The following is a 24142-nucleotide window of genomic DNA, read 5'->3' as shown; positions in this document are numbered from 1 at the left end:
GGTCAGGAAGTCGATGAAGCGGGCCGGATTGTCAGCGATGCCGGCCGGTATTCCGGCACCAGGGTCGCCAGGCGCTGGCGCACCTCGGCGTCATCGGCACTGTGGCGGGCGGCCACCCAGTCGAGCAGGGTCTGCACGTCCTGGGCGCGGTCGTCGAGCCGGGCGATGCGCAGGCGCTCGAAGCGCGTCGGCAGGGTCGAATCGGTATCGGCCAGCAGCTCTTCATAGAGCTTTTCGCCCGGGCGCAGGCCGCTGTAGGCGATGCCGATGTCGGCCACCGCATGGCCGCTCATGCGGATCAGGTCGCGCGCCAAGTCCACGATCTTGACCGGCTCGCCCATGTCGAGCACGAACACCTGGCCGCCCTCACCGATCGCCGCCGCCTGCACCACCAGCCGCGCGGCTTCGGGAATGGTCATGAAGAAGCGCGTGATGTCCGGGTGCGTCACCGTCACCGGGCCGCCGCGGGCGATCTGTTCCTTGAACTTGGGGATCACGCTGCCTGACGAGCCCAGCACGTTGCCGAAGCGCACCGCCATGAAGCGGGTGTGGCCGCCGGCCGCTGCCACCTCGGCCGCCAGCTTGGCGATCACCATCTCGGCCGCGCGCTTGGTCGCGCCCATCACGTTGGTGGGGTTGACGGCCTTGTCGGTCGAGATCAGCACGAAGCGCTCGGCGCCCGCATCCGCCGCCGCCCGCGCCGCGCGCCAGGTGCCGAGCGTGTTGTTGCGCACGGCGGCAAAGGCGTTGTCTTCCTCCATCAGCGGCACGTGCTTGTAGGCGGCGGCGTGGAACACCACCTGCGGGCGGTAGCGTGCAAAGCTGGCGCGCAGGTGCTCGGCGTCACGCACATCGCCCACCAGCCGCACCAGCGGAATGTGCGGGAAGTGCTCGCTGAGTTCCTGCTCGATGCGGTAGAGCGCAAATTCGCTCAGCTCGTACAGCACGATCTTCAACGGCCCGTAGCGCGCCACCTGCCGGCAGAGTTCGGAGCCGATCGAGCCGCCCGCGCCGGTGATCAGCACCACCTTGCCGCTCAGCGCCTCGCTGATGCCGCCTTCATCAAGCCGGACCGGCTCGCGGCCGAGCAGGTCTTCGGCCTCGATCTCGCGCACGCGCGCCACCGGCTGACCCTCGCGCAGCTCGGCGGCAGTCGGCACCGTCACCACCGGCAGGTGCGTGGCGGCCGCCAGGTCGAGGGCGCGGCGGCGCTCGGCCGGCTGGGCCGACGGCATCGCCACCACGATGTGGCTGATGCCGTGCACCGCCGCCCAGCGCGGCGCGCTGTCCAGCGGCCCCAGCACCGGCACATTGCTGACGCGCGCGCCCTGCTTGGCGCGGTCGTCGTCAAGCAGCCCCACCACCACCCAGCCGTGGTGCTGGATGCCGGCGATCAGCAGCCGCGCCGCATCGCCCGCGCCCATCACCAGTGCGCGGCGTGTCTCGGTCGCGCTGCCAGAGATGCGTCCGCGCATGTGCTCGTACAACATGCGGTAGCCGATGCGCACCATCGACAGCCCCATCAGGCTGACGACCGGATGCAGCCCCAGCACCGCGCGCGGCACCTGGCTCAGCTGCGCCATCAGCACCGCCACCGCGCCCACCAGCCCGGCGATCGCGCAGGCCAGCGTCAGCCGCTGCACCTCGCCAAAGCCCGAAAACCGCCACATGCCCTTGGGCACGCGCAGCGCCAGAAACACCGCCATGTAGAGCGCCACCAGCGCCAGCATCACCCAGACGTCATACGGCGGCCGCGCGCTGTGCCAGCGCTCGAAGCCGAGCCGGAACAGGTAGGTGACATGCCAGCAGGCGGCGATCACGAGCGCGTCGATCGCCAGCGCCAGCACCTCGCGGCGTGGGCGGATCAGGGTCAGCAGGCGGTCAAGGTGGGGCCAGAACATCGTCAATTCATCACTTTCACAGCCGCCCGAGCAGCACGCGCGCGGTGCGCCACAAGATGCGCAAATCGGTACGCAGCGGCCCGCGCGCCGCCGTCTGCGCCACGTACTGCGCCTGCAGCCGCAGCTTGACCGGCAGGATCTCGTCCACGTAAGTGCGCTCGGGGTCGGCCGCACGCGCCAGCAGATCGCCCTCGTCGCGGAAGTCGAGCGAGCAATCGTCCGTGATGCCCGGCTTGACCGACAGCACCACCTCGCGCAGCGCCGCCGGGTAGAGCGCCACGTAACGCGGCACCTCCGGGCGCGGCCCGACCAGGCTCATGTCGCCGCGCCACACATCGATCAGCTGCGCCAGCTCATCCCACTTGCTGCGCCGCAGCCAGCCGCCCACGCGGGTGATGCGCGCATCCGCCCCCACCGTGATCTGCGGCCCGGCGTCCTGCGGGTTGTGCGTCATGGTGCGGAACTTGTGGATGCGAAAGTGCCGCCCGCCCCGCCCCACCCGCACCTGCCGATAGAACACCGGCCCGCGCGTATCCAGCTTGATCGCCACCGCCACGCCCAGCAGCAGCGGCGCGAACAGCAGCAGCGCGAGGCTGGCCATGGCCAGGTCGAACAGGCGTTTGGACATGCCGGGTCAGTCGAATCCGCGGCTCAACCCAGCGCCGTCCTCAGCGCATTCACCACGCGGTGCACGTCGTCGGCCGTCATGCGGGTGTAGAGCGGCAGGCTGAGCATGCGCTCGTAGGCGCGCTGGCTGTGGGGGAAGTCTTCGGCGCGGAGGCTGTAACGCTCGCGCCAGTAGGGGTGCTGGTGCAGCGGGATGTAGTGGACGCTGCAGCCGATGCCGGCGGCATAGAGCGCCTCGATCAGCGCGTCACGCTCGACCTTCGTCTCATCCGCCAGCCGCAGCACGTACAGATGCCACGAATGGGTTTCGCCCGGCGCGGGGGCGGGCGGCAGGATCACCGGCAGGTCGGCCAGCAGTTCGTTGTAGAGCGCAGCCAGCTCGGCGCGTTTCTGCTGGAAGGCGTGGGCGCGCTTCAACTGGTGCAGGCCCATGGCCGCGGCGATGTCGGTCAGGTTGTACTTGAAGCCGGGCGCGACGATCTCGTAATACCAGCTCGGCACCTTGGCGGTGAAGCGGTCGAAGGCGTCGCGGTTGATGCCGTGCAGGCGCATGACCTTGGCGCGCGCGGCTATTCGCGCATCGCGCGTGACCAGCATGCCGCCCTCGCCGGTGGTGATGGTCTTGTTGGCGTAGAAGCTGAACACAGTCACGTCGCTGGCCAGCGTACCGACGAGCTGGCCGGCGTGGGTGGTCGGCAGCGCGTGGGCGGCGTCCTCGACTACTTTCAGGCCATGGCGGCGGGCGATGTCGTGAATCGCACCCATATTCACCGCGAGGCCGGCAAAGTGGACCGGGATGATGGCGCGGGTCTTGGGCGTGATGGCCGCCTCGATCGCAGCCGGGTCGATGTTGAGCGTGGCGGGGTCGATGTCGACCAGCTTCACGTCCGCGCCCAGGTAGCGCACCACTTCCGCCGTGGCGGTGAAGGTGTGGGTGGTGGTGATGACCTCGTCGCCCGGGCCGATGCCCAGCGCTTCGAGCGCCAGGTGCAGGCCGGCGGTGGCCGAGTTGACGGCGATGCAATGAATCTGGTCATCGCCCAGGAAGGCCGCAAAGTCCTGCTCGAAGCGCCGCGCCTTCGGCCCCGTGGTGACCCAGCCGGATTTCAGCGTGTCGATGACTTCGGCAATCTCCTCGTCGCCGATCTCGGGCAGGGCGAAAGGCAGGAACGGCAGGGCGGGCAACGTGGCGGAAGCGGACATGGGGCGGGCCAGTACAGGTCGGAAACCAGGGAGCGCCCGATGCTAATGCAGCCGCCTCCGGGATGACCTCAAGGTAACCGCCTCAGTGCAGCGCGGCCAGGAACTGCTCGAACTCTGGCGCCTGACCAAAATGCTGGTCAGCGCCATCACGCAAACTCAGGCACCTGATCAACACCGAACCCTCAAGCCATGGCCATCAACCTGCTCACCGTCCTGAAATTCGTGCCCTGGAAAGACGTCATCAGCAACGCCCCTGCCGTGGCGGAAGGCGCCAAGAAGCTCTGGGGCAGCGTGGCACGCAAACCCGCCAAGCCCATGGGCGACGTGCTGGTACCTGCCGGCCCGCAAGCCCCCATCGAAGTCCGCGTGGCCGCACTGGAGCAGGCCGGCGCCGAGTGGCAGGAGCAACTGCGCGCCAGCACGGAGTTGCTCACCACGCTGGCCGAGCAGAACGCGCAACTGATGCGACGCATCGACCAGAATCGCCGCCTGATCTGGCGTCTTTACGCGCTGGTGGTAGTGCTGGCGGGGCTGGGCGTGGCAGCGTGGTGGGGTCCACAATAAGCCCAGGAGAGAAACGCCATGGGCTTGCCGCAACCGACCCCCACCCTCAGCCTGACCGAATTCATCGCCTGGGAGAACGACCAGCCCGAGCGGCATGAGTTCTTCCAGGGCGAGGTCTTCGCCATGGTCGGCGCACGCCGGGCGCATGGCCGGGTGGTACTCAATCTGGCACGCCACTTCATGGATCAGCTGGAGGGCACGCCCTGCCAGGTCTTCTCCGAAGGCATGAAGCTGCAGGTCGCAGACGACACCCTGCTCTACCCCGACCTGTTCGTCACCTGCGACCGCGCCGACCTGGCCACCGAGATGATCTTCCGCTCACCCACGCTGGTGATCGAGGTGCTGTCGCCCAGTACCCAGGCCTACGACCGCAGCCAGAAATTCGCGCTCTACCGGCGCGTGCTGTCGCTGCAGGAATACATCCTGGTCGACCCCGACACCCGCCGCGTCGAGGCCTTCAGGCGCGAGCCCGATGGCCGCTGGGTGCTGGACGACATGAGCGAGTCCGACACGCTCAACGCGCCCAGCGTCGGCTGCAGCGTGGCCATGGACCGGGTGTTTGCGGGCATCGATCCGGCAGACTGAACCCTCGCTTTCACCCCGGCTTGCCCACCCACACCAGCACATGCGTGCGCAGCAACGGCAGCGCGTTGAACAACGGATAGAGACTGGGGCTGAAGCGGCACACGCGCCGGGCGATCGGCGGGGCCAGGGTCAGGCGTTGAGCCTGGATCTGCGCGTGCGGAAACAGCTGCCGCACGCGCGCTAGCGGCACGCCGCGCACGTCGCGGTTGCGCGGGTTGTTGATGGTGAAGTCGTACCAGAGCACCGCGCCGCCGGGCCGGGTCCAGCGCCACATCGCGTCGGCCAGTTGCTGCTGAAAAGCGTCGTCGAGCAGCGAGGAAAACACGGTCGACTGGAAGACGATGTCGCAGCTGGCGGGCGCGATGTCGGCGCGCAGCGCGTCGCCCAGCTGCAGACGGGTGGTCTCGGGCAGCACGGCGCGGGCCTGGGCGTGGCGTTCGGGCAGCAGCTCCAGCCCTTGCAGGTGCTGGGGCGCAAAGCCCAGGCGCAGGAATTCCAGCAGGTTGCCGCCCGCGCCGCAGCCCACTTCCAGCAGCGTGCGCCGGCTCAGGTCGTGCCAGCCGTGCGCGGCCAGCAGGCGCAACACGGCGCGCTGGCGTTCCTGCACGGTCTGCCAGACATCCGGGTTGAGCAGGCTGTAGCGGTCGGCTTGCGGCGCATCGGTGCGCCGGGCGTAGCGCTCGGCCACGCGGGCGGCCTCGTCCCCCGGCGCCATCACGCCACCGCGTCCAGAAAGCGCTGCGCCAGCACCGGATAGGTGTGGTTCGCGAGCACGAAGGCGCGGCCGCGCTCGCCCATCACGCGGCGCTGGTCCGCGCTGAGCGCGGCCAGTTGCTGCAGCCCGGCGGCCACCGCAGCAGCGTCTTGCGGCGGCACGGTCAGGCCGCAGCCGGCCTCGGCCACCGGGTCATTGCCGGCCTCGACCGAGTGCAGCACCGCGCAGCGGGCCATCATGTAATCCATCAGCTTGTTGGGCGCGATGCCGAAGCGGTAGATCGGCACGCGCTGCCAGCCGATGTAGGCGATGTCGACGGCCGCCAGCAGGCTCGGGATCTGAGCCTTCGGAATCGGGGGAAGCAACTCGACGTGTCGCAGGCGCTCATCGGCAACCCGCCGCTGCAGCCGCTCACGCTCGTGGCCGCTGCCGACCAGCACGACGGCCAGCGGCTGGTCTTTCAAGAGCCGCGCCGCATCCAACAAGGTGTCGAGCGCATTGGGCTGGCCCATCGAGCCGGCATAGCCGATCACGGTGCGGCCGGCTGCCTTGGCGCGGGTGATGGCGTCGGCCACGTCTTCGCGCAGCGGCGGCGGCGTGCCGCTCCATTCATCGAGCGTGATGCCGTTGGGCACGATGTGCAGCTTGGCGCAATCCAGCCCTCGGCTGGCCATGTAGTCGTGCACCTTGGGCAGCATGCTGATGACGACATCGGCATCACGGTAGGCATCGTCCTCGGCCTTCTGCACCAGCATGATGAAAGGGTGGCGGCGCGACATGCCGGACAACTCGATCGGCGACAGCGGCCACAGGTCATGCACCTCGAACACCAGCTTCGCGCCGGCCCGGCGGGCGATACGCCGCGCCACCCAGATATCCATCGGATAGGTGCTGGACGCGATCACCACATCAGGCCGAGTCTGGGCGATGAGTGCATCGGTCGCCGCCCAGACCTGGCGCAGAAACGCCCAGATGTTCTTGATGCGGCCCAGGCCATTGCCCTGATAGGCCGGCGTGGGGAACCAGTGGTAGTGGATGCCGTCGACGGCCTGCTGCAGCGGCGCGCTCAAGGGCTGGCCGTTCAGCTCGGGCTGGCGCGAGCGCACATGCGAGAAGCTCGCCGCCACCATGTCGACGCGGTGGCCGCTGCGCACCCATTCACGCGCCAGGTAATACGGCCGGAACTCCATGCCCAGCGCCGGGCTGCCGGCGTAGTGGTTGAGGTACAGAATGTTCATGAAAGCTCCGAAAGCCGCGCCAGCAGCCCTGCCACCGCCGGCGCAAACAGGCCGTGCTCGGCAACCCAGGCGCGGTTGACGGCGGCAATGCGCCTGGTCTGTGGCGCCAGCGTTTGCAGCGCAGCGGACAGGCCGGACAGGTCGTCGCCGACGATCAGGCCGTTGTCACCGCTGCGCACCAGCTCATGGTTGGCGGGCAGGTCGGACAGGATCGGCACGGCGCCATGAGCCATGGCTTCGAGCACCGACACCGCGACCGAATCGCTTGCCGGCAGGCTCAGGTACCAGCGGGCGCGGGCGTAGTGCTGGGCCTGGGTTTCGGGATCCAGCCGGCCGACGAAGTGCACGCGCTCGGCCAGTCCCAACGCCGCCACCTGCGCCTGCAGCGCAGCGCGCAGGCTGCCGTCATTGGCGATGACCAGGCGCGCCTCAGGCTGAACTGCAGCCACGGCGGCAAAAGCGGCCAGCACGCGCTCGGGCCGGTAGATCGGCTCCAGCCCGCGGTTGGCGAAGAACAGCCACGGGTCTTTGGGCGGCGGCTCGGGCGGCATCTTCTCTAAGCCGAAAGGGAAGACGCGCACCTCGTCCGCGCCCAGCTGGCGCATCACCTGAGCCATGTGCTGCGAATCGCTGGTGGTGATCGTGCAGGCGCGCAGCACGCGCTGCGTCAGCCCGCGCCACAACGCGCCCTGCTGCGGCGTGACCAGGATGTCGCTGCCCCAGGCCGAGCCGACGATCTGCCCGCGCAGCCGCCAGCCGCGTTTCGCCAGCCAGGCCAGCGTGCCGTGCGAGGTCAGGTAGTGCGGGTGCAGCCAGTCGGCGTCGATGCGCTGCAGCCAGCGCGCCAGCCGGGGCAACTGGCGCAACAGGCCGATGTTGCCGCCGCCGTGCGCCACGGTGGCGCCCAGCGCCAGCCGGCGTTCGGGCGGCACGCAGGCATCGAAGCCGGGGAGGAAACCCCGGCTCGACGCCACCCACAGTTCGACGTGGGGCGACAAGGCCCGTGCCCACTTGAGCAGGTGCGGGCTTTCGGCGTCGCCGATCAGCACGTGCCTCACAGCGTGCCTGCGTCCGCCCCGGCCCAGGCGTCGTAAAACTCGTACAGCTCGGGGTGGCGCACCAGCAGCTTTTCATCGGCCTTGCGGCTGTCGCCGACGACGCGGGCCGGCGAGCCTTCCAGGATCGAGAAATCGGTGAAATCACCGCGCACCTGGCTGCCGGCGCAGACGATGCAGCCGCGGCCGAGGCGGCTGTTGGCCTCGATCAGCGTGTGCGGGCCGATGAAGCAGTACGGGCCGATGTGCACCGGCCCGCCGACCCAGCCGGGGCGCGGCTGGTTGGCGTCCCAGGTGGAAAACTCACGCCCCAAGAGCCGCTGCGCCCGGTGCGAGCTGTGCGTGACGATGCTGACGTGGTGGGTGATCTGCACGCCCTCGTCGATCGTGATGCCGCCGCTGGCCTCCAGGTAGTTGAAGTGGCCGATGTAGACGTGATCGGCCAGCCGCAGCTTGTCTTCATGCTCGATGCAGGCCGACGGCGAGATGCGCGTGTGCGGCAGCCAGCGCCCCTGCGAGCGCTCGCCGAACACGGGTCGAAACAGCAGGCTGCGCAGCAGCTTGCGGCGCCAGCGGTTCAGGGCCACACGCAAAACAACAGGCAGAACACTCACCTTGCACACTCTCCAGCGTTGATCAACTCGGGCGCGGCGGATTGTCGCTGGCCGGCTGGGCCTCCACCGGCAGCGGCCAATGCGCCAGGCGCCAGAAGTACCAGCCAAAGTAGCCCGCCATCACCGCTGACACCGCCCAGCCGGCGCCGGCCAGGCCGCCCAGCACCAGGCCAGCCGCCAGCGCCATCACAAAGGCCAGTTGCCCCCACAGCGCCAGGCGCAGCGCCCAGCCCTGTGCGCCCCAGGCCATGGTGACCACCGCCAGCGGCGACGCCACAAAGTGCGCGCCCACGTACAGCGCCAGCGCCCGCGCCAGCACGCCGGCTTCACGCCAGGAGTCGCCAAACAGCAGCCCGAACAACCACGGCCCGCCCACCCACAACACCAGCACCAGCGGCAGCGCCAGCAGCATCAACAAGCCCATGACGCGCCGCACCGCCGCCAGACCGGCAGGCGTCGGGCCATCACCCGCAGCTGCCAGCTTCGGATACAGCGCCTGCGACACCGCCGAGCCGACCAGCGAGGCCGGCGCCTTCAGATACCGCAGCGCCAGCCCCCAGAAGCCTGCCGCGGCGGGGCCGAGCATGGCGGCGATCAGCGCCAGCGCCACGGTGTCCTGCAGCGCGCCGATGAAGGCGTGCGGCGTGTTGAGCAGCGGGAATTCGCGCCAGCGCCGGGCGACGTCGCGCAGCGGCTGCGGGGGATTGATTTCAGCGATCGGCTCACCGGTGCGGCGCCGTGCCAGCAAGGCCGCAGCGGCCAGTTGCGCAGCAATCGGCGCGATCACCAGCCCGCTCACCCCCGCCTGCAGCAAGCCGGCCGCGACCTGCGCCAGCGACGCGCCGCTGTACTGCAGCACCCGCGCCAGCGCCAGCGCCTGGAAGCGCTGGGCGCGGGTGGCCCACATCGTCGCCAGCGACAGCGCGCCGCCCACCGCCACCGCCGGGCCGAGCCACAGCGCCCAGCCATGGCCGGCCCACAATGCCCACGCAGCGCCGCCCAGACCCGTCAGCACGCCGACGGCCAGCAGCAGGCGCAGGCAGAGGCGGCGCAGGCCGTCGGCCTCGGCGGCGTCGCGGGCCATCGGCAGCGCAAATTCGTAGCGGGCGCAGGCGATCACGGCCAGGTTGGTGGCCACCGCCGCAAACAGATGGAAGGCGCCGTAGTCCTGCGGGCTGTAGAGCCGCGTCAGCCACGGCCCCAGCAACAGCGGCAGTGCCTGGGCCAGCGCCCCGCCGGCCAGCAGCGTGAGCGTGGCGCGCCGCAGCCCGTGGGCGGGCGCGGCGCGTGAGCCTGGCGTCACAAGGCGCGCAAAGCCTGCGCCAGCGCGGCGACGACCTGATCCTGCTCGGCCTCGCTCAGGTCGGCGCTCATCGGCAGGCTCATGACCCGGGCGGCGGCGGCGATGCTGTTCGGGCAGCAATCCGGGCAGCAGAACTCGGCATAGGCCGCCTGATGGTGCAGCGGCTTGGGGTAGTGCACGGCAGTCGGGATGCCCGCCGCCTGCAACGCGGCCTGCACGCGGTCACGCTGCGGCACGAACACGGTGTACTGGCCCCAGACGCTTTCGCGCCCGGGCTGCACGGCGATCAGGCCCAGGCCAAGCTCCTGCAACGGCGCCAGCAGCTGGTGATAGCGCGCACCGATCTCGCGGCGGCGCTGCAGTTCCCAGTCAAACCGCTCCAGCTTGGCCAGCACCACCGCGCACTGCAGCGTGTCCATGCGGCCGCCCACGCCGATGCGGGTGTGGGTGTAGCGGGCGCTCTGGCCGTGCACGCGGATTTCGCGCGCGGCCTGCGCCAGCGCGGCGTCGTTGGTGAACAGCGCACCGCCGTCGCCATAGCAACCCAGCGGCTTGCTGGGAAAGAAGCTGGTGCAGCCGATGGTGCTCAGGCCGCCGCTCTGCCGGCCCAGGTAGGTGGCGCCGTAGCTCTGTGCCGCGTCCTCGATCACCGGCAGGCCGTGCTGCGCGGCAATCGCGGCGATGGCCGCCATGTCGGCCGTCTGGCCGTACAGGCTCACCGGCATGATGGCTTTGGTTCGGGGCGTGATGGCCGCCTCGATCAGCGCCACGTCGATGTTGCCGGTGTCGGGCTCGATGTCCACGAACACCGGCTTGCCGCCCAGCAGCGCGATCACTTCGCCGGTGGCGGCGAAGGTGAAGGGGCTGGTGATGACCTCGTCGCCCGCCTTGAGGCCCAGCGCCATCAGCGCGATCAGCAGCGCCTCGGTGCCGCTGGCCACCGTCACGCAATGCGCCACGCCGGTGCGCGCAGCCAGCTTCTCTTCCAGCTGCCTGACCTCCGGGCCCATGATGTATTGGCCGTGATCGAGCACGCGCTGAATGCCGGCGTCGATCTGCGGCTTGAGGGCGGCGTACTGGGCTTTGAGGTCGATGAATTGCATGAGCGATCCGGATTCTTTATTCGAGGCGGGTCAGCACATCACCGTGCAGGCGATAGCGCTCGCCGGTGGCGGGGCAGGCGGCTTCGTCCTCGCCACCGCGGGCCAGCGTGGCCGGCAGGCCGAGGCGTTCGCCGTGGCGGCTCATCCAGCCGATGCGGCGGGCGGGCACGCCGACCATCAGCGCGTAGTCGGGCACGTCGCGATTGACCACGCTGCCCGCGCCGATGAAGGCATAGGCACCAATGGTGGTGCCGCAGACGATGGTGGCGTTGGCGCCCAGCGTCGCGCCCTGTTTCACCACGGTGCGCAGGTATTCAGCCTTGCGCGACACGGCGGCGCGCGGGTTGTAGACGTTGGTGAAGACCACGCTGGGGCCGCAGAACACGTCGTCTTCGAGCGTGACCGCGTCGTAGACCGAGACGTTGTTCTGGATCTTGACGCCGTCACCGATCTGCACGTCATTGCCCACAAACACGTTCTGGCCCAGCGAGCCGCGCTCGCCGATGCGCGCACCGGCGCAGACATGACTGAAGTGCCAGACCTTGGTGCCGGCGCCCAACTGCGCACCCGCGTCGACGATGGCGGTTTCGTGTTGCCAGTGGCTCATGGAGTGATCCTCAGAAATCAGAACACCAGCGGCAGGCCGACGCGCACGCCGTCGCGGGCGCTGCGGTAGCCGGCGATCAGCACCTCCAGCGAGCGCAGGCCGGAGTAGCCGTCGACCTCGGCATGCGCCTCGCCGCGCAGCGTGTCGATGACGTTGGCGTAGTAGAGCGGGTGGCCGAAGCCGTAGACCGAAGTGGTGGCGTAGCTGGCGGCCTTGACCTCGGCGTCTTCGGGGCGCGGCTCGTCGAACTCCCAGTGCTGGATGTCGTTGATCGCCACGCCGCCGATGCGCACCGTGCCGCGCTCGCCGAGCACGGTGATCGAGCCTTCGAGGTTCTTCGGGTACGTCAGCATCGTCACCGCGATGCTCGCCAGCCCGCCGGCGCGCAGGCGCAGGCTCATGATGCCGCTGTCCTCGGCCTCGATGTCGCGCGCCTGGGTGGCGGTGTAGGCGTGCACGTTGTCGACCGGGCCGACCAGCCAGTCAACCATGTCGACGTAGTGGCTGGCCTGGTTCATGAAGGCGCCGCCGTCCATGTCCCAGCGGCCGCGCCACGGCGCTTCGTCGTAATAGCTCTGCGGCCGGGTCCAGAAGACGTTGACGGTGACCATATGGATGCGGCCGAAGCGTTTCTGGTCGATCGCCTTCTTCAGCAATTGCATGGTCGCGTTCAGGCGGTTCTGCTTGACGACGAACAGCTTGACGCCCGCGTCGCGGCAGGCCTGCACCATCGCCATGCCTTCGTCCCACTTGGTCGCCATCGGCTTTTCGCTCAGCACGTGGCGGCCGGCTTGCGCGACGCGGATGGCCTGCTGCGAGTGCAGGCCGCTGGGGGTGGTCAGCACGACAAGGTCAGCATTGCACCCGGCCAGCATCGCGTCCAGCGACGTGAACGGCACCGCGCCGGTTTCAGCGGCGGCGGCCTGCGCGCGCTCGGGTACGTTGTCGCACACCGCCACCAGCTCGGCGCGGTCGGCGTGGCGCTGCAGCGCAGCAAAGTGGTTGCGGGCGATGCGGCCACACCCCACCAGCGCGACGCGGATCTTGCGGTCGGTGATGGGGAGCTGAATCGGCGAATGAGGGGTTGGGCTGACAGACATCACGGCAATTTTAGGTCGCCCCTCCGGAGCGCCGCCTAAAATTGCAGCAAATTCAACGAGCCCCGCATGAGCCAAAACCATCCCACGCACGCCTCCCCTGCTGCCCCTGCGGCCGACGAGAACCAGCTGATCGCCGAGCGGCGCGAAAAACTCGCCCACCTGCGCCAGCAGCACCGCGACGCCGGCACCGCCGTCTTCCCGAACGATTTCAAGCCGCGCGACCACGCCGCCGCCCTGCACCGCGCCCACGAAGGCCAGGACAACGAGGCGCTGGAAGCCTCGCCCGTCACCGCCCGCGTCGCCGGCCGCATGATGCTCAAGCGCGTGATGGGCAAGGCCTGCTTCGCCACGCTGCAGGATGGCTCGGCCGAGGGCAACCCGCGCATCCAGCTCTACATCACGCAGGACAGCGTCGGGCCTGAGCTGCTGGCCGCCTTCAAGCACTGGGACCTGGGCGACATCCTGGGCGCAGAGGGCACGCTGTTCCGCACCAAGACCGGCGAGCTGTCGATCAAGGTGACGACGCTGCGCCTGCTGACCAAGAGCCTGCGGCCGATGCCCGACAAGCACCACGGCATGACCGACCAGGAGCAGAAGTACCGCCAGCGCTACGTCGACCTGATGACCGACGACAGCTCGCGCGCCCGCTTCCGCGCCCGCAGCATGGCCGTGGCCAGCATCCGCCAGTTCATGCTGCAGCATGAATTTCTGGAGGTCGAGACGCCGATGCTGCACCCGATTCCGGGTGGCGCGAACGCCAAGCCCTTCATCACGCACCACAACGCGCTCGATCAGGAAATGTTCCTGCGCATCGCGCCCGAGCTGTACCTCAAGCGCCTGGTGGTGGGCGGCTTCGAACGCGTGTTCGAGATCAACCGCAACTTCCGCAACGAAGGCATCTCGGTTCGGCACAACCCCGAATTCACGATGATGGAGTTCTACGCGTCGTACTGGAACCACCACGACCTGATGGACTTCACCGAGCAGCTGCTGCGCCACGCCGCCATCGGCGCCACCGGCGCGGCGCGCGTGTCGTACGCGGGCAAGGAAGTGCATCTGGACGAGCCGTTTGCGCGCCTGTCGGTGCGCGACTCGCTGGTCGCCCACGCCGGCCTGAGTGAAGCCGAAGCCGATTCGGCCGACGCCGTGCACGCCAAGCTCAAGTCCCTCGGCGAGGAGCCGCCCAAGCACTGGGGCCTGTCGCAGCTGCAGTTCGGCCTGTTCGAGGCGGTGGTGGAAGAAAAGCTCTGGCAGCCGACCTTCATCATCGACTACCCCGTCGAGGTCAGCCCGCTGGCCCGCGCGTCGGACAGCAACCCGGCCATCACCGAGCGCTTCGAGCTGTTCATCACCGGCCGCGAGTTCGGCAACGGCTTCAGCGAGCTGAACGACGCCGAGGACCAGGCCGCGCGCTTCCAGTCGCAAGTGGCCAACAAGGACGCCGGCGACGAAGAAGCGATGTTCTTCGACGCCGACTTCATCCGCGCGCTCGAATACGGCATGCCGCCGGCCGGCGGCTGCGGCATCGGCATCGACCGGCTGATGATGCTGCTGACCGATTCGCCCAGTATCCGCGACGTGGTGCTGTTCCCGGCCCTGCGCCGGGAGAGCTGAGCCGCACGATGACTGCGCGCCCCGCCAGCCTCGCCGAAGTCCGCCAGGCCCTCTGGCATCAGCTGGGGCAGGCGGTGCAGCGCGGGGCGGTGGGCCGGGCGCACGCGTGGCGCCAGGCGACGCTGTCTACGGTGGCCGATGACGGCGCACCCGAAGCGCGCACCGTGGTGCTGCGCGAGGTCGACGCCCCCCAGCGGCAGTTGCTGATCTACACCGACGCCCGCACCGCCAAGGTGGCGCAGCTGCGCCAGCGGCCGCAGGCGGCGCTGGTGTGCTGGTCGGCCGATCTGGGCTGGCAGCTGCGGCTGCGGCTGCGGGTGACGGTGGAAACCGAGGGCTTGGGCGTGACCTCGCGCTGGGCACAGCTGCGCCACACCCCCGCGGCGCAGGACTACATGGCGCCGCTGACGCCGGGCAGCGTGTTGAGCGAGGCCAGCGCCAAAACAGCGCACACCACCGGCCCGATCGAAGGCGCCGAGCATGTGCGCCAGTACTTCACCTTGCTGCGCTGCCAGGTGCAGGCGATCGACTGGCTGGAGCTGCATCCGGACGGCCAGCGCCGGGCGGTTTTCGACGCGCAAGGCGACCGCTGGGTGCAGCCCTGAGCTGAAGGCGCCGGCCGAGGTCGCCGCAGTGCAGCAAATCGGCCACACCCCTGCCGACCGACCGCGACGGGCACAGACAAAGCAGGCATCGCACGGCGACAATCTGCGCCGCTGTCACAAATTGTTTGTCACGGCACCTCTTCCCGCCTGAGACTGCACCGTGCCTGCCACCGCCCGCTCCGCCCTGCCCTCCCACCTGCACATGCGCGCCGACCGCTCGGTGCCCAACCCGATCGCCAACCGTCTGGCGTATGCGGGTCTGGCGCCGTTCGTGCTGGGCGCGCTGCTGTCGTGGCTGCTCTCGGGCAACGAAGAGGCGCATTTCTACGTCACGCTCGCGCTGGCGGGCTATGCAGCGGTGATCGTGAGCTTTCTGGGCGGCATCCACTGGGGCCTGGGCATGCTGGGTGATGTACCTTCGCCCATGCCTTTCGCCTGGGGCGTGGTGCCGTCGCTGATCGCCTGCGTCGCCGTGGTGATGCCGGCCTACGCCGGGCTGGTGATCCAGGGGCTGATGCTGGTGGGCTGCTACCTGGTCGACCGGCGCCTCTACCCGACCTACGGCCTGTCGGCGTGGCTCAAGCTGCGCTTCCGGCTGACGGTGGTCGCCACGCTGTGCTGCTTCCTGGGCGCCACCAGCATCTGACACGGCCACGGTGACACCGAACTCGGTGCACACTTCCGGCCGATGAATGCACCGACCCTTTCCACCGCCAGCGCTCCTGTCAGTTCCGCGGTCAGCTACCACGTCGAACTGGCCGACCGCCACACCCACACTTACCGCGTCACGCTGACGCTGCCTGCGCCTGCAGCACAACAGCGCCTGAGCCTGCCGGTGTGGATCCCCGGCAGCTACCTGGTGCGCGAGTTCTCGCGCCACCTCTCGGGCCTGCAGGCACGCCAGGGCCGTCGCGCAGTGGCGCTCACCCAGATCGACAAGTGCAGCTGGCTGGCTGCCTGCAGCGGCCAGACCGCGCTGACGCTGAGCTACACCGTCTACGCCTTCGACCCCTCGGTGCGCGCCGCCTGGCTCGACAGCCAGCGCGGCTTCTTCAACGGCACCAGCCTGTTCCTGCGCGCCGACGGCCACGAAGCCGCCGAGCACCGCCTGACGCTGGGCAAGCTGCCCGCCGGCTGGGACGTGGCCACCGGCCTGCAAGCCACCGCCGCCGGCTGGACGGCGCCCGACTACGACGCGCTGATCGACCACCCGGTCGAGCTGGGCCCCTTCTGGCGCGGCAGCTTCGAGGCCTGCGGCGTGGTGCACGAGTTTGTCGTCGCTGGCGCGCTGCCCGGCTTCGACGGCGAGCGCCTGCTGGCCGACACCCAACGCATCTGCGAGGCGCAGATCCGCTTCTGGCATGGCGACGCGCTTGAAAACGGCCCGCCGCCGTTCGACCGCTACGTCTTCCTGCTCAACGCCGTGGCCGACGGCTACGGCGGGCTGGAGCACCGCAACAGCACGGCGCTGATCTGCCACCGGCGCGATCTGCCGATGCAAAACCAGCCAGCGCAAAACAAGACGACATCCAGCGACGGCTACGTCACGCTGCTCGGGCTGATCAGCCACGAGTACTTTCACACCTGGAACGTCAAGCGCCTCAAGCCCACCGACTTCGCGCCCTACGACCTGGAGCGCGAGAACTACACCGAGCTGCTGTGGTTCTTCGAAGGCTTCACCAGCTACTACGACGACCTGTTCCTGGTGCGCACCGGGCTGATCGACGAGGCCCGCTACACCAAGCTGCTGGCCAAGACCGTCAACCAGGTGCTGGGCACGCCCGGCCGCGCGGTGCAGAGCCTGGCGCAGGCCAGCTTCGACGCCTGGGTCAAGTACTACCGCCCGGACGAGAACACCGCCAACGCCACGGTGAGCTACTACACCAAGGGCGCACTGGTGGCGCTGGCGCTCGACCTGACGCTGCGCGGCGAGGGCCGCGGTTCGCTCGACCACGTCATGCGCCTGCTCTGGCAGCGCAGCGAGGGCGGGCCGATCAGCCAGGCCGACATCGCCGCCGCGCTGCTCAGCGTCGGCAAACGCGACTACGCCGCCGAACTGGCCGACTGGGTGCACGGCACGGCCGACCTGCCGCTGCCACCGCTGCTGGAAGCGCAGGGCCTGAGCTGGACGCGCGACGCGCCCACGCTGGCGCAGCGCCTGGGCGCACGCGTCCACGACACCACGCTGAAAGTGCAGGCCGTGCTGCGCGGCGGCGTGGCCGAACAGGCCGGGCTGGCGGCGGGCGACGAGCTGCTGGCGTTTGACGGCTGGCGGCTGGGCAGGCTGGATGACCTGGCGCTGCTGGGCGCGTTCCAGGAGGCGCCCACGACGCCATCCAGGACGAGCAAGAACGCCCGGTCGCTGCTGGTCAGCCGCGACCAGCGCCTGCTGAGCCTGACGCTGCCCGGCGTCAGCGTGGGAAGTGACGCAGAAGGTGCCGTGAGCCTGGGCGCCGCGCCCAAGGCCTCGGCTGCCCTGAACCGCAAGCGCCGCGCCTGGCTGGGCCTGGCGAAGTGAAGACGCCGCTCTGGCGCCGGCGCGCCTGGTGGGGCGTGCTGGCCGCCGTGCTGATCGGGCACACGCTGGTGACGCACTGGCTGCAGGCGGCGCTGGCGCCTCTCGACACCCGCCCGGCGCTGGAACGCATGCAGGCGACCTACAGCCGCGTGCTGCAGACCAGCCGCGAGGCCGCCACCGCCGCCCCGGCGGCGCCCGCCGAGGGCGCACCGCGTGCAGCCCAGCGGCGCCGGGCGCTGGCGGCAGCACAGGCTGCTTCTGCAGCAGCGGAGGCGGCTTCCGCTCCGGTTGCCGCAGCCTCGGCCGCAGAAACCGTGGCCCAGGCCGCGCCGGAATCAGCCGCTTCAGCGACATCAGCGGTCGCTCAAGCGGCCTCCGGCGCGGAGGGTGCCGCTTCGGGCAGCGGCGCCGGCGCAGCGCTGGCCGCCGCCGTGCCGCCGGCTTCCAGCGCCTCAGGCCCCGCGCCCTACACCTGGCCCACCTCGACCCGGCTGCGCTACGCCTTGCAGGGCTGGTTCCGGGGCGAGGTCACCGGCCAGGCGCAGGTGGAATGGCTGCGCGTGGGCGAGCGCTATCAGGTGCATCTGGACGTGTCGGTCGGCCCGTCATTCGCGCCGCTGATGACGCGGCGCATGAGCAGCGAGGGCCGCGTCAGCCCCGCCGGGCTGCTGCCGAGCCGCTACGAGCAGGTCACCAGCCAGGTCATCGGGCGTGACAAGCGCGTGCAACTGCGCTTTGACGACCAGGGCGTGCTGCTCGACCGGGGCAACCGCGTGCCCTCCTGGCCCGACGTGCAGGACACGGCCAGCCAGTTCATCCAGATGGTCTACCTGTTCACCACCCAGCCGGCGCTGCGCACGGCGGGTAGCCGCGTCGAGTTCGGGCTGGCGCTGCCCAACCGGGTGGACCGCTGGATTTACGAGGTCGGCGTGAGCGAGATCGTCAGCACGCCGGCGGGCGAGTTCCTGAGCTTTCACGTCGTGCCGCGCCGCGCCGCCGCCAAGGGCGACCTGAGCGCCGAGATCTGGTACGCGCCGCAGCTGCAGATGCTGCCGGTGCGCATCCGCATCACCCAGGACGCCGACACCTGGATCGACCTGCGCCTGTCGCAGGCGCCCGATGTGTCGTGACCTGCACCGACATCCACCCGGACTTTTGCCACCCCTGAAGGAGACCCGAACGATGAGCACCGCCTACGAAAACATCCTGGTCGAGACCCGCGCCGGCAGCGGCGCCGACGCGCTGAGCTACGGCTGGATCACGCTCAACCGGCCCAAGGCGCTGAACGCGCTCAACGACGGCCTGATGGACGAACTTGGCGCCGCACTGCTGGCGTTCGACGCCGATGAGGGCATTGCCTGCATCGTCGTGACCGGCAGCGAGAAGGCCTTTGCCGCCGGCGCCGACATCAGCGTGATGGCGCCGTTCGACTTCTCCAGCGCCTACCGCAAGGGCCTGATCTCGCGCAACTGGGACACGATCCGCCAGGTGCGCAAGCCGGTGATCGCAGCGGTGTCGGGCTTTGCGCTCGGCGGCGGCTGCGAGGTGGCGATGGCCTGCGACCTGATCATCGCGGCCGACAACGCCCGGTTCGGCCAGCCCGAGATCAAGCTCGGCATCATTCCCGGCGCCGGTGGCACGCAGCGCCTGCCACGCGCGGTGGGCAAGAGCAAGGCGATGGACCTGGCGCTGACCGGCCGCATGATGGACGCGGTGGAAGCCGAGCGCGCCGGGCTGGTCTCGCGCGTGGTGCCGCTGGCCGACCTGCACGCCGAAGCCACCAAGGCGGCAGATGCGATGTGCGGCTACAGCCTGCTGGCGCTGATGGCGACCAAGGAAAGCGTCAACCGCGCCTACGAGTCGCCGCTGGCCGAGGGCCTGCTGTTCGAGCGCCGGCTGTTCCACGCGCTGTTCTCCAGCGCCGACCAGAAGGAAGGCATGGGCGCGTTTCTGGAGAAGCGCCCGCCGACCTTCACGCACCGCTGAACGAACGCCGGCGCAGGCCTCAGGACTTGGCGGCGGTCGCCGTGGCGATGCGCCGCTCGACCTCGGCCGCCGGAATCGCACCCGGCGCGCGGGTACCGTCCTCGAACACCACTGCCGGTGTGCCGTTGACCTTGTGCTTGCGCGCCAGTGCGCTGTTGCGCTCGATGGCGCTGCTGTCGCAGGCGCCCGTCACCTTGGGCGGCGTGGTGCCGGAGACCATCCAGTCGCGCCAGGCGGCGGTGTTGTCCTTGGCGCACCAGATCGCGCGCGACTTGTCCGGCGAATCGCCACCCAGGATCGGGATCACGAAGGTGTAGACCGTCACGTCCTTGACGTTGAGCAGGTCTTTCTCGAAGCGCTTGCAGTAGCCGCAGTTCGGGTCGGCGAACACCGCGATCCTGCGGGTGCCCTTGCCGTTCTTCCAGACGATGGCGTCTTTCAGCGGCAGGCTGTTGAAGTCGATGGCGGTGAGCTTCTCGATGCGCTCTTCGGTCAGGTTCCTGCGCGTGGCGGTGTCGATCATCGCGCCCTGCAGCAGGTAGGTGCCCTTGGCATCGCTGTACATGATGTCGGCGCCGATGCGCACCTCGAAGATGCCGGCCATGGGCGTGGCGCGGATCTCGTCAATCTTGGGCATGTTGGCAAACCGCTCGGTGAGCGTCTTGCGGATGACGGCTTCATCCGCCGCCGCCAGACCCGACCACAAGGCCGCAGCCAGAACAACAAAACGCAACAGCATGATCAGACTTCCTTGCGGTACTTCAAATGAGAGGGCAACGAGTATGCACCGCAGCAGTGCAGTAGGCCGCCGCGGGGATTTCTCCTGCCTGGCGGCGGTCACCCGCCCAGCGCACGCGACGCCATCCAGCGCTTGAGCGGCCCGAGTTTCTGCACCACGCTCAGGCCCTGGTTGCGCAGGTCGCGCATCGGGCCGGACGGCTGGGCGAACAGGTGCAGCAGGCCGTCGGTCAGGCCCGCCATGGCCTGGGTGGGCAGGCGGCGTTGGCGCACGTAGCGGCGCAGCGTGCGCTCGTCGCCCAGCGGCCGCCAGGGGCTGGTGCGGCGGGCGTCATCGAGCACGCGGGCGAGTGCCGCCACATCGGCCAGCCCCAGGTTCAGGCCCTGCCCGGCCAGCGGATGCACCACATGCGCCGCGTCACCCACCAGCACCCAACCGGGGCCGCACCAGGCGCTGGCGTGGCCCAGCAGCAGCGGCCAGGCAGCGCGCCCGGAGTCCAGGCGCAGCGTGCCGGCGGCTCCTCCGGCGGCGTCATTGAGCGCTGCCTCGAACTCTTCGACCGAGGCGTGCAGCATCGCCTCGGCGCGCTCCTCAGGCAGCGACCAGACCAGGCCGTAGGACGTGCCCGGCTCGGGCCGGTCGAAGGGCAGCAGCGCCAGCACGTCGGGGCTGCGAAACCACTGGCGCGCGATGCCGTGGTGCGGCTGATCGGCCACCAGCCGCGCCGCCACCGCGCGCTGTCCGTAGGGCTCGGCGTGAAAGGTCACGCCCAGCTGGTCGCGGGTGAGCGAATGCTTGCCTTCGCAGACCGCCAGCAGCGCCGCCGGTGCGGCCTCGGTCAGCAGGCGCACGTGTGGCGCGTAGCGCAGTGCCAGCGCCAGCGCGTCGTCGAGCGCAGCGGCGTCGACGATCCACGTCAGCACCTCGACCTGCTGCTGCCAGGCGCTGAAGGCGAGTTGCCCGCCAGCGTCACCCGACACCTGCATCTCGTAGACGGGGGTCCGCGCGTCCTCGGGCAGCGCATCCCACACGCGCAGGTCGCGCAGCAGGTCGATGGCAGCGGCGTTGAGCGCATAGGTGCGCAGGTCGGCGCCCGCCGGCCGGGCGCTGCCCACCAGCCCGACCGCAAACCCCAGCCGCGACAGCGCCAGCGCCAGCGCCGCCCCCACCGGACCGCTGCCGCGGATGCACACATCGAGATCGGTTCGGGGGGCGTTGGAGATCATGCAAATGATTGTAGGTAGCCGCACCGGGGCACCAGGGACGCGGCTTTTACAATCTTGGATTCACGCTGTCGCCTGCGGCAGACGTCCCCGACCCCAACCGCGCGGCCCCGCCGCGCCCACCCGAGACACCCCCATGAGCCTCAAGTGCGGCATCGTCGGCCTGCCCAACGTCGGCAAGTCCACCCTCTTCAATGCGCTGACCAAGGCGGGCATCGCTGCCGAGAACTACCCGTTCTGCACCATCGAGCCCAACGTCGGCGTGGTCGAACTGCCCGACCCGCGCCTGCAGCAGCTGGCCGAGATCATCAGCCCTGAGCGCATCGTGCCGGCCATCGTCGAGTTCGTGGACATCGCCGGCCTGGTGGCGGGCGCCTCCAAGGGCGAAGGCCTGGGCAACAAGTTCCTGAGCCACATCCGCGAGACCGACGCCATCGTCAACGTGGTGCGCTGCTTCGAGGACGAGAACGTCATCCACGTCGCCGGCAAGATCGACCCGATCAGCGACATCGAGGTCATCCAGACCGAACTCTGCCTGGCCGACCTCGGCACGGTCGAGAAGACGCTGCACCGCTCGCTGAAAGCCGCGCGCTCGGGCAACGACAAGGAGGCCGCCGCGCTGGTCAAGGTGCTGGAGAAGTGCCAGGCCGCGCTCGACCAGGCCCAGCCGGTGCGCTCGATCGACTTCAGCAAGGAAGAGCTCGTCATCCTGAAGCCGCTGTGCCTGATCACCGCCAAGCCGGCGATGTTCGTCGGCAACGTCGACGAGGCCGGCTTCGACAACAACCCCTTCCTGGAGCGCCTGAAGGAATTCGCCGCCAGGCAGAACGCGCCGGTGGTGGCCATCTGCGCCAAGACCGAGGCCGAGCTGGCCGAGATGAGCGACGACGACCGCGCCCTGTTCCTGGCCGAAATGGGCCAGGACGAACCGGGCCTGAACCGCCTGATCCGCGCGGCCTTCAAGCTGCTGGGCCTGCAGACCTACTTCACCGCCGGCGTCAAGGAAGTGCGCGCCTGGACCATCCACATCGGCGACACCGGCCCGCAGGCCGCCGGCGTGATCCACACCGACTTCGAGCGCGGCTTCATTCGCGCCCAGACGATCGCCTTCGAGGACTTCATCCAGTTCAAGGGCGAGCAAGGCGCCAAGGACGCCGGCAAGATGCGCGCCGAAGGCAAGGAATACGTCGTCAAGGACGGCGACGTGCTGAACTTCCTGTTCAACGTCTGAGCCAGACGTATTACATGGGGGGTTTATCGCCCCTGATCAAGCCCCGCTGAAGCGGGGCTTTTTTGTGACCGAGGCTACAACGCCAGGTGAGGAAATTCACGACCTCAATTTAGTTCAACGTGAACCGCCGCCCATCGCCTGCGACGAACACACGGGAATCCTCTGTCGGCTTGAGACGCTCGCCCGAGCCAAGTCCGTAATTGACTTGTCCTGAATCTCTGTTGTCGCGCTGCGTGCCTTGCGGGGCATTTACAGACATCAGGATGGTCACGGCTTCTCCTCGGGGCCCGCGAGCGTGAAATCTCTTGGTAATCATAGATGCGGCCAAATGGCTCTGCTGTGTTTCATGGTTCATCGACCAAACCCCATCGCAAGGGGTTCAACTGATAATGAGTCGAATAGATTCGAGGCTGCGAATTTCATGCAATCGCCCTGATTCCAGGATTTTTCGGAGAATGGCGCAAAATCGGGGCCATCCAGAAAAATAATTTTTCTGTCGCACAAGCTTTCCAAGCTCCTTGAATTTTGTCAAGCAGCTGTACAGCGCGTCTTGCCCGAACCACACGAATTTTTACAATTCGCGACACCGTCCCTGCCATGCTGCCACGCCTCTCGACGTCACTCATTCAGTTGCTGTTCGACTTTGTCGAACAGCGCGGCCACGATCCAATCGATTTGTTTGGCGAGCCGCCTCCGCGTGATACCAGCGGCCTCACCTCCGCACCTGCCGAAAAGTGGCTTGCCCTGCTGGCGCGGTTGCAGCACAAATTCCCGGAAAAGGCGTTGGGCCTGGCTGTCTGCAGTTTGGTGGCACCACGCCATGGCGGCCTGCTGGCCTACCTCACCCAGCATTGCCACACCCTGGGAGCCGCGTTCTGGCACTTGCAAAAATATGAGCGCCTCGTGCACGACCTCAACGCCGGGCAGCACCGACTCACCCCGACCTCGCTACAGCTGCGCTGGGGCAGCGAGCGATGCCGGGCCGGCCAACTGAGCGACGAGTTGCTGATGGGAAGCATGGTGGCCTACATCCGGACCATCACGGGCCAGCCAGATCTGGCACCCCGCAGGATCGTGTTCGTGGCGCCACAACCTGACGACATAACCCCTTATGAGGAATTTTTCAGGTGCCCGGTTATTTTCGGTGAGCCTGTCGCAATTATTGAACTGTCGATCATCGACCTCGCGCGACCCCTGAAACACCGCGACGTCGCATTGCACGACCTGCTGGAGCGCCAAGCTCGAACGGCCTTTGATGAATTACTGACGCAGGATCAGTACATCCGCAATATTCAAGCAATTATCGCGGGCTTGCTGCCCATGGGGGCCGCCACTGCGCACCACTGCGCGCAGCGGCTTCAAATATCGGCACGCACGCTGCAGCGTCAACTCGCCCTGCGCAGCTGGAGCTTCCAGCAACTGCTTGATCGCACTCGAGAGCAGTTGGCCGAGACGCTCCTGCGCGCGCCCGATACTTCGCTGGTGGACGCTGCATTGCGTCTGGGATATGCGGATCAGGCGGCTTTCACGCGCGCCTTCACGCGCTGGAAAGGTGAATCCCCGGGACGCTGGCGGCGCGGACTCAAAGATCTACCACCCCTGCAATAAAAG

Annotated in this window: 24 protein-coding genes; 10 read left to right on the top strand and 14 right to left on the bottom strand. The window is 68.8% G+C overall.

The genetic code is table 11. The features are described 5' to 3' along the window. Positions 1-2: 2 nt before the first annotated feature. The 3 genes from AC5IG3_RS12090 to AC5IG3_RS12080 are packed head-to-tail and all read right to left on the bottom strand — an operon-like array spanning position 3 to position 3731. The gene (locus tag AC5IG3_RS12090) at positions 3-1901 is read right to left on the bottom strand and encodes a polysaccharide biosynthesis protein (RefSeq protein WP_491906543.1); all 1899 of its coding nucleotides are present in this window, start codon (positions 1899-1901) and stop codon (positions 3-5) included. A 16-nt stretch (positions 1902-1917) separates the two neighbouring features. Continuing rightward, the gene (locus AC5IG3_RS12085) at positions 1918-2529 is read right to left on the bottom strand and encodes a sugar transferase (RefSeq protein ID WP_491906542.1); all 612 of its coding nucleotides are present in this window, start codon (positions 2527-2529) and stop codon (positions 1918-1920) included. A 23-nt stretch (positions 2530-2552) separates the two neighbouring features. After that, complete coding sequence (locus AC5IG3_RS12080; protein WP_491906541.1) at positions 2553-3731, bottom strand: DegT/DnrJ/EryC1/StrS family aminotransferase; 1179 nt, start codon at positions 3729-3731, stop codon at positions 2553-2555. Between the two features lie 189 nt (positions 3732-3920). On the opposite strand from AC5IG3_RS12080, the gene AC5IG3_RS12075 reads away from it, so the two are divergent. Both AC5IG3_RS12075 and AC5IG3_RS12070 read left to right on the top strand, forming a co-directional pair. Further along, positions 3921-4295, top strand: a complete 375-nt coding sequence (locus AC5IG3_RS12075) for a hypothetical protein (protein WP_491906540.1) — start codon at positions 3921-3923, stop codon at positions 4293-4295. A gap of 18 nt (positions 4296-4313) precedes the next feature. Continuing rightward, positions 4314-4880 carry a Uma2 family endonuclease gene (locus AC5IG3_RS12070; RefSeq protein ID WP_491906539.1) on the top strand — a complete coding sequence of 189 codons (567 nt, stop codon included), beginning with the start codon at positions 4314-4316 and terminating at the stop codon, positions 4878-4880. A gap of 10 nt (positions 4881-4890) precedes the next feature. Here the strand turns inward: AC5IG3_RS12070 and AC5IG3_RS12065 are convergent, their stop codons facing one another. The 8 genes from AC5IG3_RS12065 to AC5IG3_RS12030 are packed head-to-tail and all read right to left on the bottom strand — an operon-like array spanning position 4891 to position 12615. Continuing rightward, positions 4891-5595: a class I SAM-dependent methyltransferase gene (locus AC5IG3_RS12065; protein ID WP_491906538.1), complete on the bottom strand. Its 705-nt coding sequence runs from the start codon at positions 5593-5595 to the stop codon at positions 4891-4893. Then, positions 5595-6833, bottom strand: a complete 1239-nt coding sequence (locus tag AC5IG3_RS12060; protein WP_491906537.1) for a glycosyltransferase family 4 protein — start codon at positions 6831-6833, stop codon at positions 5595-5597. Before AC5IG3_RS12060 ends, AC5IG3_RS12065 begins: the two co-directional genes overlap by 1 nt. After that, complete coding sequence (locus tag AC5IG3_RS12055; protein WP_491906536.1) at positions 6830-7891, bottom strand: glycosyltransferase; 1062 nt, start codon at positions 7889-7891, stop codon at positions 6830-6832. The genes AC5IG3_RS12060 and AC5IG3_RS12055 overlap by 4 nt, the downstream gene beginning before the upstream one ends. After that, positions 7888-8502: an acyltransferase gene (locus tag AC5IG3_RS12050; RefSeq protein WP_491906535.1), complete on the bottom strand. Its 615-nt coding sequence runs from the start codon at positions 8500-8502 to the stop codon at positions 7888-7890. The genes AC5IG3_RS12055 and AC5IG3_RS12050 overlap by 4 nt, the downstream gene beginning before the upstream one ends. A 22-nt stretch (positions 8503-8524) precedes the next feature. Then, on the bottom strand, positions 8525-9805 hold the full coding sequence (locus AC5IG3_RS12045; protein WP_491906534.1) for a lipopolysaccharide biosynthesis protein: 1281 nt from the start codon (positions 9803-9805) through the stop codon (positions 8525-8527). After that, the gene (locus AC5IG3_RS12040; protein ID WP_491906533.1) at positions 9802-10908 is read right to left on the bottom strand and encodes a DegT/DnrJ/EryC1/StrS family aminotransferase; all 1107 of its coding nucleotides are present in this window, start codon (positions 10906-10908) and stop codon (positions 9802-9804) included. Before AC5IG3_RS12040 ends, AC5IG3_RS12045 begins: the two co-directional genes overlap by 4 nt. 16 nt (positions 10909-10924) lie before the next feature. Beyond that, on the bottom strand, positions 10925-11515 hold the full coding sequence (locus tag AC5IG3_RS12035) for an acyltransferase (protein WP_491906532.1): 591 nt from the start codon (positions 11513-11515) through the stop codon (positions 10925-10927). A gap of 17 nt (positions 11516-11532) precedes the next feature. After that, a complete protein-coding gene (locus AC5IG3_RS12030) occupies positions 11533-12615 on the bottom strand; it encodes a Gfo/Idh/MocA family protein (RefSeq protein ID WP_491906531.1) in 1083 nt (360 codons plus the stop codon). 66 nt (positions 12616-12681) lie between these two features. On the opposite strand from AC5IG3_RS12030, the gene lysS reads away from it, so the two are divergent. From lysS to AC5IG3_RS12000, 6 genes are all read left to right on the top strand, one after another. Then, entirely contained in the window at positions 12682-14229 is a 1548-nt protein-coding gene (gene lysS / locus AC5IG3_RS12025) for a lysine--tRNA ligase (RefSeq protein WP_491906530.1), read from the top strand. An 8-nt stretch (positions 14230-14237) separates the two neighbouring features. After that, complete coding sequence (locus AC5IG3_RS12020) at positions 14238-14834, top strand: pyridoxamine 5'-phosphate oxidase family protein (protein WP_491906529.1); 597 nt, start codon at positions 14238-14240, stop codon at positions 14832-14834. Positions 14835-14994: 160 nt separating this feature from the next. Next, a complete protein-coding gene (locus tag AC5IG3_RS12015) occupies positions 14995-15480 on the top strand; it encodes a DUF3429 domain-containing protein (RefSeq protein ID WP_491906528.1) in 486 nt (161 codons plus the stop codon). Positions 15481-15522: 42 nt separating this feature from the next. Beyond that, positions 15523-17352 carry a M61 family metallopeptidase gene (locus AC5IG3_RS12010; protein ID WP_491906527.1) on the top strand — a complete coding sequence of 610 codons (1830 nt, stop codon included), beginning with the start codon at positions 15523-15525 and terminating at the stop codon, positions 17350-17352. Beyond that, positions 17349-18482 carry a DUF3108 domain-containing protein gene (locus AC5IG3_RS12005; RefSeq protein WP_491906526.1) on the top strand — a complete coding sequence of 378 codons (1134 nt, stop codon included), beginning with the start codon at positions 17349-17351 and terminating at the stop codon, positions 18480-18482. Before AC5IG3_RS12010 ends, AC5IG3_RS12005 begins: the two co-directional genes overlap by 4 nt. A gap of 52 nt (positions 18483-18534) precedes the next feature. Further along, on the top strand, positions 18535-19338 hold the full coding sequence (locus AC5IG3_RS12000) for an enoyl-CoA hydratase (RefSeq protein WP_491906525.1): 804 nt from the start codon (positions 18535-18537) through the stop codon (positions 19336-19338). A 19-nt stretch (positions 19339-19357) separates the two neighbouring features. On the opposite strand, the gene AC5IG3_RS11995 is transcribed toward AC5IG3_RS12000, so the two are convergent. Together AC5IG3_RS11995 and AC5IG3_RS11990 are read right to left on the bottom strand one after the other, a co-directional pair. Then, entirely contained in the window at positions 19358-20077 is a 720-nt protein-coding gene (locus tag AC5IG3_RS11995; RefSeq protein ID WP_491906524.1) for a DsbC family protein, read from the bottom strand. Between the two features lie 98 nt (positions 20078-20175). Then, a complete protein-coding gene (locus tag AC5IG3_RS11990) occupies positions 20176-21303 on the bottom strand; it encodes an FAD-dependent monooxygenase (protein ID WP_491906523.1) in 1128 nt (375 codons plus the stop codon). A gap of 133 nt (positions 21304-21436) precedes the next feature. Between AC5IG3_RS11990 and ychF the strand changes: the two genes are divergently transcribed. Beyond that, a complete protein-coding gene (ychF, locus tag AC5IG3_RS11985; protein ID WP_491906522.1) occupies positions 21437-22531 on the top strand; it encodes a redox-regulated ATPase YchF in 1095 nt (364 codons plus the stop codon). Positions 22532-22640: 109 nt separating this feature from the next. Here the strand turns inward: ychF and AC5IG3_RS11980 are convergent, their stop codons facing one another. Beyond that, positions 22641-22802, bottom strand: a complete 162-nt coding sequence (locus AC5IG3_RS11980) for a hypothetical protein (RefSeq protein WP_491906521.1) — start codon at positions 22800-22802, stop codon at positions 22641-22643. 326 nt (positions 22803-23128) lie between these two features. Between AC5IG3_RS11980 and AC5IG3_RS11975 the strand changes: the two genes are divergently transcribed. Continuing rightward, a complete protein-coding gene (locus AC5IG3_RS11975) occupies positions 23129-24139 on the top strand; it encodes an AraC family transcriptional regulator (RefSeq protein WP_491906520.1) in 1011 nt (336 codons plus the stop codon). Positions 24140-24142 lie beyond the last annotated feature (3 nt).

Source organism: Leptothrix sp. (in: b-proteobacteria) (genome assembly GCF_965250675.1).
GTDB lineage: Bacteria > Pseudomonadota > Gammaproteobacteria > Burkholderiales > Burkholderiaceae_C > Sphaerotilus.
This window is presented reverse-complemented; position numbering and strand designations above follow the sequence as displayed.

Bases quoted from the DNA above. Each gene is read 5' to 3' on its own strand.
- AC5IG3_RS12000 (WP_491906525.1), top strand. From the start codon at position 18,535: ATGAGCACCGCCTACGAAAACATCCTGGTCGAGACCCGCGCCGGCAGC.
- AC5IG3_RS12020 (WP_491906529.1), top strand. From the start codon at position 14,238: ATGACTGCGCGCCCCGCCAGCCTCGCCGAAGTCCGCCAGGCCCTCTGG.
- AC5IG3_RS12080 (WP_491906541.1), bottom strand. From the start codon at position 3,731: ATGTCCGCTTCCGCCACGTTGCCCGCCCTGCCGTTCCTGCCTTTCGCC.
- AC5IG3_RS11995 (WP_491906524.1), bottom strand. From the start codon at position 20,077: ATGCTGTTGCGTTTTGTTGTTCTGGCTGCGGCCTTGTGGTCGGGTCTG.
- AC5IG3_RS12075 (WP_491906540.1), top strand. From the start codon at position 3,921: ATGGCCATCAACCTGCTCACCGTCCTGAAATTCGTGCCCTGGAAAGAC.
- AC5IG3_RS11990 (WP_491906523.1), bottom strand. From the start codon at position 21,303: ATGATCTCCAACGCCCCCCGAACCGATCTCGATGTGTGCATCCGCGGC.
- AC5IG3_RS12085 (WP_491906542.1), bottom strand. From the start codon at position 2,529: ATGTCCAAACGCCTGTTCGACCTGGCCATGGCCAGCCTCGCGCTGCTG.
- AC5IG3_RS12035 (WP_491906532.1), bottom strand. From the start codon at position 11,515: ATGAGCCACTGGCAACACGAAACCGCCATCGTCGACGCGGGTGCGCAG.
- ychF (WP_491906522.1), top strand. From the start codon at position 21,437: ATGAGCCTCAAGTGCGGCATCGTCGGCCTGCCCAACGTCGGCAAGTCC.
- AC5IG3_RS12010 (WP_491906527.1), top strand. From the start codon at position 15,523: ATGAATGCACCGACCCTTTCCACCGCCAGCGCTCCTGTCAGTTCCGCG.
- AC5IG3_RS12070 (WP_491906539.1), top strand. From the start codon at position 4,314: ATGGGCTTGCCGCAACCGACCCCCACCCTCAGCCTGACCGAATTCATC.
- AC5IG3_RS12060 (WP_491906537.1), bottom strand. From the start codon at position 6,833: ATGAACATTCTGTACCTCAACCACTACGCCGGCAGCCCGGCGCTGGGC.
- AC5IG3_RS12090 (WP_491906543.1), bottom strand. From the start codon at position 1,901: ATGTTCTGGCCCCACCTTGACCGCCTGCTGACCCTGATCCGCCCACGC.
- AC5IG3_RS11975 (WP_491906520.1), top strand. From the start codon at position 23,129: ATGCTGCCACGCCTCTCGACGTCACTCATTCAGTTGCTGTTCGACTTT.
- lysS (WP_491906530.1), top strand. From the start codon at position 12,682: ATGAGCCAAAACCATCCCACGCACGCCTCCCCTGCTGCCCCTGCGGCC.
- AC5IG3_RS12065 (WP_491906538.1), bottom strand. From the start codon at position 5,595: ATGGCGCCGGGGGACGAGGCCGCCCGCGTGGCCGAGCGCTACGCCCGG.
- AC5IG3_RS12040 (WP_491906533.1), bottom strand. From the start codon at position 10,908: ATGCAATTCATCGACCTCAAAGCCCAGTACGCCGCCCTCAAGCCGCAG.
- AC5IG3_RS12030 (WP_491906531.1), bottom strand. From the start codon at position 12,615: ATGTCTGTCAGCCCAACCCCTCATTCGCCGATTCAGCTCCCCATCACC.